The organism is Pseudonocardia kunmingensis, from assembly GCF_006716445.1.
GTDB lineage: Bacteria > Actinomycetota > Actinomycetes > Mycobacteriales > Pseudonocardiaceae > Pseudonocardia > Pseudonocardia kunmingensis.
Window position 1 is genome coordinate 1826600 of sequence record NZ_VFPA01000001.1, and the last position, 11451, is coordinate 1838050.

The window sequence follows — 11451 nt, forward strand, 5'->3', positions numbered from 1 at the left end:
GAAATCAGCTGTATGGCTCCAAGGTGCGGTGGATGCGCGCCCGCACCTGCGGCCAGTCCTCCGCCAGGATCGAGAACATGACGGTGTCGCGCACCGTCCCGTCGGCCCGGCGCTGGTAGCGGCGCAGGATGCCCTCGTACCGGGCGCCGAGGCGGGCGATCGCGCGCTGCGAGCGCACGTTGCGCACGTCGGTCTTGAGCTGGACCCGCCCGGCGCCGAGCACGTCGAAGGCCTGGGCGAGCAGCGCCAGCTTCGTGTCGGGGTTCACCGCGGTCCCCCAGACCGCCGGCGTATAGGCGGTGCTCCCGATCTCCAGGCGGGCGTCGGGCACCGAGACGTCGAGGTAGCTCGACGTCCCGACGACGGTCCCGGCGGGCAGACCGGCGCACGGCACGCGCAGTCGCACCAGCCACGGCAGGGCCCCGGCCGCGCGGTTGCGGTCCAGCGTCACGGCGTACGCCTGCGCGGTGTCCGGGCGGCCCTTCACGTGCTGCCACACCCGCTCGTCGTCCAGGGCCGCGAAGAGCGCCTCGGCGTCGCGGGCCGGGTCGGCGGGCACGAGCTCGACGACGCGGCCGGTCGTCACCACCACGCCGGGCTGCGGTGGCCAGGTCAGAGGCGGCCACGGCACGTCGCCCGGGCGGGCGTCGGCCACGGGCACGAAGCTGTCATCGATCTCCGGCACACCGGGAGTGTGTCAGCGCGCAGCGGGCGCCTGCTCGCCGTTCGCGGCCAGCACCAGCGTCACGATCTCGTCCATCATCCCCGTGAGCTGGTAGTCCTTCGGCGTGAACACCGCGGCCACCCCGCGTTCCCGCAGCGCCGCGGCGTCCTCGGGCGGGATGATGCCGCCGACCACCACGGGTACGTCGTCGGCGCCCGCGGCGCGCAGCCCGTCGACGACGGCGGGAACGACCTCCAGGTGCGAGCCGGAGAGCACCGACAGGCCCACCACGTGCACGTCCTCCTGCACGGCTGCGGCCACGATCTGCGCGGGCGTGAGCCGGATGCCCTGGTAGACGACCTCGAAGCCGACGTCGCGGGCGCGCACGGCCACCTGCTCGGCGCCGTTGGAGTGCCCGTCGAGGCCGGGCTTGCCCACGAGCATCCGCAGCCGCGTGCCGAGCCGCTCCCCGGCCGCCCGCACCCGCTCGCGCACCTCGGCGATCTCGCCCGCCGCCTCGCCGCCCGTCACGGCGGCCGAGACGCCGGTGGGGGCGCGGAACTCGCCGAACACCTCGCGCAGGACGCCGGCCCACTCCCCGGTGGTGACGCCCGCCTTCGCGCAGGCGATCGAGGCGTCCATGAGGTTGGCGTCGGGCGCAGTCGAATGTCTCAGTGCGGCGTCGCGCAGGGTGCCGAGCGCGGCCTCGACGGCGGCGGCGTCGCGGCCCGCGCGCCAGGCGCGGACCGCCTCGATCGCGGCCGCCTCGGTGGCCGGGTCGACCGTCTCGATCGCGCCCGCGCCCTCGGCCTGCAGCGGGCTCGGCTCGGTGCTGTCGAAGCGGTTGACGCCGACGACGACCTCCTCGCCGGACTCGATCCGCCTGCGCCGCTCGGCGAGCGAGCTGACCAGCTGCCCCTTCATGTAGCCGGACTCGACGGCGGCGACCGCCCCGCCCATCTCCTGGACGCGCCCGATCTCCGCGCGGGCCTCCTCGACGAGCTCGGCGACCTTGGCCTCGACGACCCGGCTGCCCTCGAAGAGGTCCTCGTACTCGAGCAGGTCGGTCTCGTAGGCGAGCACCTGCTGCATGCGCAGCGCCCACTGCTGGTCCCACGGGCGGGGCAGGCCGAGTGCCTCGTTCCAGGCCGGGAGCTGGATCGCCCGGGCGCGCGCGTCGCGCGACAGCGTCACTGCGAGCATCTCCAGCACGATGCGCTGCACGTTGTTCTCCGGCTGCGCCTCGGTGAGCCCGAGGGAGTTGACCTGCACGCCGTAGCGCAGCCGCCGCTGCTTCGGGTCCTGCACGCCGTAGCGCTCGCGCGTGATCTCGTCCCAGAGCCGGGCCAGGGCCCGCATCTTGCACATCTCCTCGACGAACCGCAGGCCCGCGTTGACGAAGAACGACATGCGCCCGACGACGTCGCCGAACCGCTCCTGCGGCACCTGCCCCGAGTCGCGCACGGCGTCCAGCACGGCGACCGCCGTGGACAGCGCGTAGGCGAGCTCCTGCGGCGGCGTGGCACCGGCCTCCTGCAGGTGGTAGCTGCAGATGTTGATCGGGTTCCACTTCGGGATGTTCGAGACCGACCACGCGATCATGTCCGAGATCAGCCGCATGCTCGGCGCGGGCGGGAACACGTACGTCCCGCGCGACAGGTACTCCTTGACGATGTCGTTCTGCGTGGTGCCCGCGAGCGTCGCGCGGGGCGCCTCGTGCTCGTCGGCCACCGCGACGTAGAGCGCGAGCAGCCACATCGCCGGGGCGTTGATCGTCATCGAGGTGTTGGCCTCGGCCATCGGGATGCCGTCGAAGAGCGTTCGCATGTCGCCGATGTGGCTGACCGGCACCCCGACCTTGCCGACCTCGCCCTTCGCGAGCTCGTCGTCGGGGTCGTAACCGGTCTGGGTCGGCAGGTCGAAGGCGACGGACAGGCCGGTCTGGCCCTTGGCGAGGTTCCGCCGGTAGAGCGCGTTGGACTTCTCGGCGGACGAGTGGCCCGCGTAGGTGCGGATGACCCACGGTCGGTCGCGCTCGCGGTCGGTCGGGTACGGCACCGGGCACCTCCGCGTCGAGGATGAGCTGGGACGTGATGCTACTGGCAGGTAGCCCCCGCGGCCCCGTCCGAGGAGCGGCGTCACACCTGCGGATCGATCCAGGGGGACGCGCGCTGCCCGCCGGTGCGGCGCACAATCAGGGGGTGACCGCCGCCCCGCTCACCGCTCTCGTCGGCGGCGTCCTGATGCTGGCGATGATCCTGATCGCGCTGCGCTGGACGTTCGGCACCGGTCGCGACCAACCGGCCCCGCACATCCCCGACCCCGACGACCCGACCGGCGACGGCCTGCTCACCGAGGTGTCCCGGGTGCCGACGGAGGCCGCGGCGCAGGTGCTGCGCTCCCGGCTCGCGGCCGCCGGCGTCCGCGCGACCGTCGGCCGGTCGGGCAGCGCCTACCGCCTGCTCGTGTTCCCCGCCGACCTCGCCGCCGCCCGCGTGGTCGTGAGCGGCCCCTCGGACTGAGACCTCAGACGCGGTGGTAGCGCGCGTCGAAGAAGCAGAACAGCCCGTAGGCCAGCAGCCCGAGCGCGACGGCCGCGAGCAGGTACGGCCCGAACGGCTGCCCGGCCAGCGTCCGCAGCGCCGTGTCCATGCCCGACGCCTCCTCGGGGCGCAACCGCACGGCGGCGACGACGACGAGCACGCCGATCAGGCCGAGCGCGACGCCCTTCGCCGCGAACCCGACCTGCCCGGTCCGCAGGGCGACCGCCCGCGCGTGCCGGTCCGACGGCAGGGACATGTCGCGCCGGAAGCGCTGCTGCACCCCGGTGACCACGGTGACCACGCCGGCGACCAGGATCCCGACCCCCACCACCCCGACGAGGAGCTGCCCGCCGGGCATCCCGAGCACGCCGGCGGTGGCGCCCTGCTGACCGCCGCCCCCGCCGCTGCCCACCGCGGTGCCGGCGGCCAGCACCGTCAGGACGGCGAAGACCACGGCCTTGCCACCGCTGACGACCCGCTTGCGCAGCTTCGTCACGCGGTCGGACTCGTAGGAGAACCCCCAGAACACCTGCTCCAGCCGCCAGAGGGCGACGGCGGCGAAGCCGGCGACCAGCACCCAGAGCAACGCCCGGCCGAGCGGTTGCTGCCCGATGGTCTGGAACGCCCCGTTCTGGTCGGCCTGCTCACCGCTGCCGCCGAACGCGATCTGCAGCGCGATCCAGGCGACCAGCAGGTGGGTGAGCCCGTAGGCCGCGATCCCGATCCGGGCGCCTGCCTTCACTGGCCGGCTGCGCGCGGCGCTCTTCGCGGATCGGTGGGCGGTGCGCCCTGCGTGGTTCATCCGGCAGCGCCGTTCATGTGACCTCCTCGTGCGGTGATCGCACCGTCGCACGCACCCCCGGACTCCGCAGGCCCTGCTGCTCCCTTCGGCCCAACGCAGCGAGGTGGCCGTGCTCCCCCCGGAACACGACCACCTCACCCGGTGGGGCCGGGCGCCGCCCCCGCGGACGCCCGGCTCCCTCAGCGCCCCCCTGGCGCCTGCGGTGACCCGCCCCCCGACGGGTCACCGCACCCCGTCCCCACTGGGACCGGAGCGGCCGGCGGGCCCGCGTCGACCGGCTCCCCAGCCCGTCCACGCCGGCGCTTGCGCACCGCCCGCACCCCCACCGCGACCGCAACGGCCGCGATCACCACGCCCGTCACGGTCGGCCCGAGCAGGTGCGCGGAGTGCCGGATCGCGAGCGACGCCGCGCTCCCCAGCCCGACGTACACCAGCCCCCAGACGACCGCCCCCAGCGCCGTGTAGCGCGCGTACCGCCCCAGCGGCATGCGCAGCGTCCCGGCGATGACGGGCACCAGCGAGTGCGCGACGGCCAGGAACCGCGAGCCGACGACGGCACGCCCGGTACCTCCGCGCAGCACGCCCTCGGCCCGCACCCAGTTCGACTCCCCGACCTTGCGTCCCGCCCAGCTCGCCCGGATCCGGCCCCCGAACCTCCGGCCGAGCAGGTACCCCCCGGTCTGCCCGGTCAGGCTCGCCCCGGCGGCGACGGCCGCCAGCGCCGCGTACTCCCCCGCGCTCCCCACCGTGGTCGCCGCCGCGAGCAGGACGACCTCGCCCGGCGTCACCAGCCCGATCAGCACGGTCGTCTCCAGCACCAGCAGCAGGCCGACCACCGCGTAGAGCTGCCACGCCGGGACCGCGTCGATCATCGCGAAGAACGCGTCCAGCCATTCGGTGATCACGTCGTCCACCCTGGCCCCTCGAGCGCGCCCGGCCCATCCGGGCAACCCCTGAACCGGGGTAGGGATGTCCCCCCTCTCCCGGTCGCGGATTCGGGGTTGCACCGGCGGTGTGACCTTCCCTACGTTCAGCCTCGCTGGAATCGATTTCTCGATCCCGACGACGTGGTCGCAGGCGGGAGGTGCCCGTGCCCGACAGCTCCGGCGCGCTCGTCACCATGTCCGGCATCACCAAGCGGTTCGCCGGCGTGCTCGCGTGCGCGGACGTGGACCTCGCGGTGCGACCGGGCGAGGTCCGGGCACTGCTCGGTGAGAACGGCGCCGGCAAGTCGACCCTGATGAACGTGCTCGCCGGCGTCATCACCGACCACGAGGGCACGATCACCGTGGCGGGCCGGGAGCACCGCTTCCGCGGGCCGGCCGACGCGCAGGCGGCCGGCATCGCGATGATCCACCAGGAGCTGGACCTCGTGCCCGGGCTGTCGGTGGCCGAGAACATCTTCCTCGGGCGCGAGCCCCGCACCCGGCTGCGCACCGTCGACGCCCGGCGCATGGCCGCCGCGGCCGCGGCACAGCTCGCCGAGCTCGGGGTCGAGCTCGACCCGACCCGCGCCGTCGGCTCCCTGCGGGTCGGCGAGCAGCAACTCGTGGAGATCGCCAAAGCGCTGTCCACCCACTCGGGCCCGCAGCCGACGCGCGAGCCCAGGGGCGCCCGGGTGCTGATCATGGATGAGCCCACGGCCGCGCTGGCCGACGCCGAGGTGCGGCTGCTGTTCGCGACCATCGACCGGCTGCGCGAGCGCGGCGTCGCGATCGTCTACATCTCGCACCGGATGGAGGAGATCGAGGAGATCGCCGACCGGGCCACCGTCATGCGCAACGGGCGGGTGGCCGGCACCGTCGACCCGCGCACCGCGAGCCGCCAGGACGTCATCGAGCTGATGGTGGGGCGGGCCGAGGACGAGCAGTTCGGCACCGACGGCGACACAACCCCTGGCGCCGTGCTGCTGGAGGTCCGGAACCTGGCTCTGCACCCGAAGGCGCGCCGGGCAGGCCGCACCGACCCGGCGGGCATCGACCTCACCGTCCACGCCGGCGAGATCGTCGGCCTCGCCGGGCTGATGGGCGCGGGCCGGACCGAGCTGCTGGAGTCGCTCTACGGCGCCGCCCCCGCGGGCCGGCGCACCGGATCGGTGCGGCTGGACGGGCGCGACTACGCGCCGTCCGGACCGCGGGCGGCGCTCGCTCGCGGCGTGGGTTTCGTGTCGGAGGACCGGCGGCGCTCGGGCCTGCAGCTGCAGCACCCGGTCGCCCACAACATCGTGCTCACCGCGCTGCGGTCGCTGTGCACCGCGGGCGTCGTGCGGTTGCGCCGCGAGCGGCGGGCCGTCCGCGAGCAGATCGCGGCGCTCGGGATCAGGGCTGCATCACCCGCGGTGCCCGTGGGCACGCTCTCCGGCGGCAACCAGCAGAAGGTGGTGTTCGCCCGGCAGTTGCTCGCCCGGCCCCGCCTCCTGCTGCTCGACGAGCCCACGCGCGGCATCGACATCGGGGCGAAGGCCGAGCTGTACCGCCTGTTGCGCAGCCTCGCCGACGACGGGCTCGGGATCCTGTTCGCCTCGTCGGAGCTGCCCGAACTGCTCGGCGTCTGCGACCGGATCGTCGTGCTGCGGGGCGGCCGGGTGGCCGCGGACATGCCGCGGCACCGCACGAACCAAGCGGCCGTCCTGGCCGCCGCGATGGGCTCGACCCCGGAGGGGCAGGCATGAGGGAGAGCGCCGGCGTGAAGCGCCGGCTGGTGAACACGGACACGCTGTTCCGCTTCCAGAGCCTGTTCGGCCTGGTGGTGGTGTTCGTCGTGGCCGTGCTGGCCTCACCGGTCCGCAACGGGGAGATCATCTTCCTGTCGGTGAGCAACCTGGGCAACGTCGTGCGCGCGGTGTCGGAGATCGGCATCATCGCCATCGGGATGACCTTCGTGATCCTGATCGGCGGGATCGACCTGTCGGTCGGCGCGGTGCTCGGGCTCTCCGCGGTCGGCACCGCGATCCTGATGGTCGACAACGGGTGGGGCGTGCTGCCCACCGTGCTGGTCGTGCTGCTCATCGGCGCGGCGTTCGGCGCGCTGCAGGGCGTCGCGACCGCCGTCGTCGGCATCCAGGCGTTCATCGTCACGCTCGCCGGGCTCCAGGTGGCCCGCGGCCTCGCGCGCATCTGGTCCGGCGGGGTCGGCGTGCCGATCGCGTACGGCGACGGGCCGCAGCAGGCGCCGCCGTCGTTCGAGATCCTCCGCGGTTCAATCAACGGGGTGCTGCCGGTCCCGGCAGTCATCTTCCTGGTGCTGGGCGCGATCGCCGTCGTCGTGCTGCGGACCACGGCGTTCGCCCGGCACGTCTACGCGATCGGGGGCAACGAGCGGGCCGCGCGGCTCGCCGGTGTGCCCGTCACCCGTGTGAAGATCGCGGTCTTCGTCATCGCCGGCCTGCTGACGGCCGTGGCCGGGATCATCCACGCGGGCCAGCTGAGCCAGGGCAGCCCCAACGACGGCATCGGCTACGAGCTCAACGCCATCGCCGCGGTGGTGATCGGCGGCACCAGCCTGGCCGGCGGCGTCGGCACGATGATCGGCACGCTCGCCGGCGCGCTGCTGCTGGGCATCCTCACCAACATCCTCGGCCTCAACAACATCGACGCGAACATCCAGCTGCTGGTCACCGGCCTGGTGATCGTCGCGGCTGCCGCGCTGCAGAAACTCCGCCGCAGCGTCACCTGACGTGTGCGCAGGACCCAAGGGGGAGCAGGGATCATGCACCGATTCACGTGGCCGGCGCTGCTGGCCGTGTCCGCGCTCGCACTCGCCGCCTGCAGCATCGAGCAGCCGGAGAACGCCCCGTCCCCGGACGCGGCGGGCGCCGAGTGCGGCGGGCCCGGCGACTACCTGATCGGCATGTCGCAGGCCAACAACGCCGAGCCGTACCGGGAGGTGATGAACACCGACGTCGAGACGGCGGCCGCGGCCGTCGAGGGTTTCGAGGTGAACATCGCCGACGCCGCCCAGGACAACAGCAAGCAGGTCGCCGACGTCGAGAACTTCATCACCCAGCAGGTCGACCTGCTGATCATCTCGCCGAACGAGGCCGCCCCGCTCACCGCGGTCGTCGCCAAGGCCTACGACGTCGGCATCCCGGTGATCGTGCTCGACCGCAAGGTGGAGGGCGACAGGTACACCGCCTTCATCGGGGCGGACAACACCGAGATCGGCCGCCAGGTCGGGCAGTACTACGCCGAGACGCTGCTCCCCCAGGGCGGCAAGGTGCTCGAGATCGCCGGCCTGCCCGGTTCGACGCCCGCCGCGGAGCGCGGCGCCGGGTTCCGCGAGGGCATCGCCGCCAACCCGGCCATCGAGATCGTGGCCAGCCAGTCCGGCGAGTGGCTGCGCGAGAAGGGCCAGTCCGTCGCGGACGCGCTGCTCAAGGCGCACCCGGACGCGAACGCGGTGTACTCGCACAACGACCCGATGGCCGAGGGCGCCTACCTCGCTGCGGAAGCGGCGGGCCGCGCGGGCGACCTGATCTTCACCGGGATCGACGCGCTGCCGATCCCGTCCGGCGGCATCAAGGCGGTGGAGCAGGGCAGGCTGCAGGCCACCTACGTCTACCCGACGGGCGGTCGCGAGGCGATCGACCTCGCCCGGCAGATCCTCGTCGACTGCGCGGAGGTCCCGAAGACCACCACCCTGGAGACCCAGCAGGTGACGGCCGACAACGCCGCCGCCGTGTACGCGGAGCTGGGCGGCCAGGGCTAGCGATCGGGCTCGCTGCGCACCCGGGCGACGTCGGCGCCGAGGGACCGCAGGTTCTCGACGAACCGGGGGTACCCGCGGTCGATGTGGTCGACGTCCCACACCTCGGTCTGCCCATCGGCGCACAGCCCGGCCAGCACGAGGCCCGCGCCCGCGCGGATGTCGCTCGCCCACACCGGCGCGCTCGAGAGCCGCGGCACGCCGCGCACGACGGCGTGGTGTCCGTCCGTGCGGGCGTCGGCGCCGAGGCGCACCATCTCGTCGACGAACCGGAACCGCGCCTCGAACACGTTCTCGGTGATCATCGACGTTCCGTCGGCCACGGCCGAGAGCGCGATGGCCATCGGCTGCAGGTCGGTGGCGAAACCGGGGTAGGGCAGGGTCACGAAGTCGACGGCGCGCGGCCGCCCGTCCATCCGGACGGTGAACTCCTCGGTGCCGCTCGTGGTCTCGGCGCCTGCGCTGCGCAGCTTGTCCAGGACCAGGTCGATGTGGTGCGGGTCGACACCCCGCACGGTGACCTCGCCGCCGGTCATGGCCGCGGCGAACGCCCACGTCGCGCCGACGATGCGGTCGCCGATCACGCGGTGCTCGGTGGGCTGCAGCCCGGTGACGCCGTGCACGGTGAGCGTGGAGCTGCCGACGCCGTCGACCTTCGCGCCCATCTGCTGCAGCATCGTGCAGAGATCGACGATCTCCGGCTCGCGCGCGGCGTTGTCGATCACGGTGGTGCCCTCGGCGAGGACGGCGGCCATGAGGATGTTCTCGGTGGCGCCGACGCTGGGGAAGTCGAGCCAGATCTGCGCCCCGCGCAGCTCGTCGGCCTGCGCGACGACCCGGCCGTGCTCGATCTCGGTGGTCGCCCCGAGCTTGCGCAGCCCGGCCTGGTGCATGTCCAGCGGCCGCGACCCGATCGCGTCGCCGCCGGGCAGCGGGACGACCGCGCGGCGGCAGCGCGCCACCAGCGGCCCGAGGACGCACACCGACGCGCGCAACCGCGACACCGACCGGTAGTCCGCCTGCGCGCCCGGCTCCGCCGGCACGTCGATGGTGACGGTGCCGTGGTCGACCTCCACGGTGCAGCCGAGGCTGCGCAGGACGTCGGCCATCAGCGGAACGTCCAGGATCTCGGGACAGTTCGTGATGGTGGTCGTGCCCTCGGCCAGCAGCGCCGCCGCCATGAGTTTCAGCACGCTGTTCTTCGCCCCGACCACGTCGACGGCGCCGACGAGCCGGGCGCCCCCGTTGACCGCGAAGTGCTCTGCCACGCGCAGACGCTATCCCGCGCGTCCGACGGCTACGCCGCGGGAGGCAGCAGCGCGTCCCAACCCGCCACCAGGCAGTCGACCACGGTGTCCAGCTCCGCACGGCCGGCTCCGTCGCGCGCCTGCAGGGACAGCCCGTACTGGACGGACATGACGTAGGCGGCCAACGCACCCGTGTCCGCGCCGGGCGGCACGTCGCCCTCGGCCTGCCCGCGCGCGAGCCGCTCCCGCACGGCGGCCGTGGCGCTGCGCCGCTCCTCGGCGAGGAAGTCGCGGATGCCGGCCGTGCTCGGGGTGTAGGTCGTGGCGGCGAGCACGATCATGCAGCCGGTCGGGCGTCCCGGGGCGGTGTAGGAACGGACGTTGGCCCGCAGCATCGCCTCGATCCCCTCCCGGGCCGTCGGCGCGTCCCGGAGGGCGTGCAGCTGCGGCTCACCCTCCATGCCCTCGTACAGCGCCACGGCCTCCCGGAACAGCGCCTCCTTGCAGCCGAAGGCCGCGTAGAGGCTGGGCGGCCGGATGGCCATGACGGCGCACAGGTCACCGATCGAGGTGCCCTCGTAGCCGTGCTCCCAGAACGCCTCCATCGCGCGGCGCAGCGCCTCGTCGCGATCGAAGCCGCGCGGGCGTCCTCGCTCGGCCATGTGCACCGCCTTTCTGTAACGCTCCCTCAAGATACCTCTTGACGGCGGCAACCCGCGGTGGTCACACTTCGATAGTGAGCACTACAGAAATGATCGGCCGCGTTGCGCTGGTGACCGGAGGCAGCAGGGGGATCGGTGCCGCCATCGCGCTGCGGCTCGCCCGCGACGGGGCCGACGTCGCCATCACCTACCAGTCCGCCGCAGGCCTCGCGGCCCAGGTCGTCGAGGAGATCGAGGCGCTCGGCCGCCGCGCGCTCGCGGTGCGGGCCGACAGCGCCGACCCGGACGCCGTCCGCGGAGCCGTCGACGCCGTCGTCGCGGAGCTGGGCGGGCTGGACGTCCTCGTCAACAACGCCGGCGTCTTCCCGTACGGGCCGTTCGAGGAGGTGAGCCTCGACGAGCTCGACCGCACGCTGTCGATCCACGTCAAGGCCGCGTTCGTCGCGGCGCAGGCCGCGTCCCCGCACCTCCGCGAGGGTGGGCGGATCATCAGCATCGGCAGCAACCTCGCCGAGCGGGTGCCCTTCCCCGGCATCGCGCTCTACGCGATGACGAAGTCGGCACTGCTCGGCTACACGCGCGCGCTCGCCCGCGAGCTGGGGCCGCGGGGCATCACCGTCAACGTCGTGCAGCCGGGCTCGACCGACACCGACATGAACCCCGCCGACGCCGACGACGCCGCGCACCAGCGCTCCCTCACCGCGCTGGGCCGCTACCAGACCCCGGACGAGCTGGCCGCCACCGTCGCCCACCTGGCGGGCCCGGGAGGGCGCACGATCACCGGTGCGTCCCTGCTCGTCGACGCGGGCACGAACGCCTGACCAGGCTG

11 protein-coding genes are annotated in these 11451 nt (G+C 73.6%); 5 read left to right on the forward strand and 6 right to left on the reverse strand.

The window, feature by feature from the left end:
* Positions 1-4 precede the first annotated feature (4 nt).
* Together FB558_RS08630 and FB558_RS08635 are read right to left on the reverse strand one after the other, a co-directional pair.
* Complete coding sequence (locus FB558_RS08630; RefSeq protein WP_211366215.1) at positions 5-685, reverse strand: GNAT family N-acetyltransferase; 681 nt, start codon at positions 683-685, stop codon at positions 5-7.
* Between the two features lie 12 nt (positions 686-697).
* A complete protein-coding gene (locus FB558_RS08635) occupies positions 698-2722 on the reverse strand; it encodes a protein meaA (RefSeq protein WP_142050060.1) in 2025 nt (674 codons plus the stop codon).
* A gap of 143 nt (positions 2723-2865) precedes the next feature.
* On the opposite strand from FB558_RS08635, the gene FB558_RS08640 reads away from it, so the two are divergent.
* A complete protein-coding gene (locus FB558_RS08640) occupies positions 2866-3186 on the forward strand; it encodes a hypothetical protein (protein ID WP_246106325.1) in 321 nt (106 codons plus the stop codon).
* 4 nt (positions 3187-3190) lie between these two features.
* Here the strand turns inward: FB558_RS08640 and FB558_RS08645 are convergent, their stop codons facing one another.
* Both FB558_RS08645 and FB558_RS08650 read right to left on the reverse strand, forming a co-directional pair.
* Complete coding sequence (locus FB558_RS08645) at positions 3191-3949, reverse strand: DUF1206 domain-containing protein (RefSeq protein ID WP_170231240.1); 759 nt, start codon at positions 3947-3949, stop codon at positions 3191-3193.
* A 239-nt stretch (positions 3950-4188) separates the two neighbouring features.
* Positions 4189-4923, reverse strand: a complete 735-nt coding sequence (locus tag FB558_RS08650) for a DedA family protein (RefSeq protein ID WP_142050065.1) — start codon at positions 4921-4923, stop codon at positions 4189-4191.
* Between the two features lie 176 nt (positions 4924-5099).
* Between FB558_RS08650 and FB558_RS08655 the strand changes: the two genes are divergently transcribed.
* The 3 genes from FB558_RS08655 to FB558_RS08665 are packed head-to-tail and all read left to right on the forward strand — an operon-like array spanning position 5100 to position 8716.
* On the forward strand, positions 5100-6680 hold the full coding sequence (locus FB558_RS08655; RefSeq protein ID WP_342787290.1) for a sugar ABC transporter ATP-binding protein: 1581 nt from the start codon (positions 5100-5102) through the stop codon (positions 6678-6680).
* Entirely contained in the window at positions 6677-7684 is a 1008-nt protein-coding gene (locus tag FB558_RS08660; protein WP_142050068.1) for an ABC transporter permease, read from the forward strand. The genes FB558_RS08655 and FB558_RS08660 overlap by 4 nt, the downstream gene beginning before the upstream one ends.
* Before the next feature lie 33 nt (positions 7685-7717).
* Positions 7718-8716, forward strand: a complete 999-nt coding sequence (locus FB558_RS08665; protein WP_142050071.1) for a substrate-binding domain-containing protein — start codon at positions 7718-7720, stop codon at positions 8714-8716.
* Here the strand turns inward: FB558_RS08665 and murA are convergent.
* Both murA and FB558_RS08675 read right to left on the reverse strand, forming a co-directional pair.
* On the reverse strand, positions 8713-9981 hold the full coding sequence (murA, locus tag FB558_RS08670; protein ID WP_142050074.1) for a UDP-N-acetylglucosamine 1-carboxyvinyltransferase: 1269 nt from the start codon (positions 9979-9981) through the stop codon (positions 8713-8715). The two genes, FB558_RS08665 and murA, sit on opposite strands and share 4 nt — an antisense overlap.
* A 29-nt stretch (positions 9982-10010) precedes the next feature.
* On the reverse strand, positions 10011-10622 hold the full coding sequence (locus tag FB558_RS08675; RefSeq protein ID WP_142050076.1) for a TetR/AcrR family transcriptional regulator: 612 nt from the start codon (positions 10620-10622) through the stop codon (positions 10011-10013).
* Positions 10623-10711: 89 nt separating this feature from the next.
* Between FB558_RS08675 and FB558_RS08680 the strand changes: the two genes are divergently transcribed.
* The gene (locus tag FB558_RS08680; RefSeq protein ID WP_142053904.1) at positions 10712-11443 is read left to right on the forward strand and encodes an SDR family NAD(P)-dependent oxidoreductase; all 732 of its coding nucleotides are present in this window, start codon (positions 10712-10714) and stop codon (positions 11441-11443) included.
* The last annotated feature ends 8 nt before the right edge of the window (positions 11444-11451 follow it).

Bases quoted from the DNA above. Each gene is read 5' to 3' on its own strand.
- FB558_RS08665 (WP_142050071.1), top strand. From the start codon at position 7,718: ATGCACCGATTCACGTGGCCGGCGCTGCTGGCCGTGTCCGCGCTCGCA.
- FB558_RS08680 (WP_142053904.1), top strand. From the start codon at position 10,712: ATGATCGGCCGCGTTGCGCTGGTGACCGGAGGCAGCAGGGGGATCGGT.
- FB558_RS08660 (WP_142050068.1), top strand. From the start codon at position 6,677: ATGAGGGAGAGCGCCGGCGTGAAGCGCCGGCTGGTGAACACGGACACG.
- FB558_RS08675 (WP_142050076.1), bottom strand. From the start codon at position 10,622: ATGGCCGAGCGAGGACGCCCGCGCGGCTTCGATCGCGACGAGGCGCTG.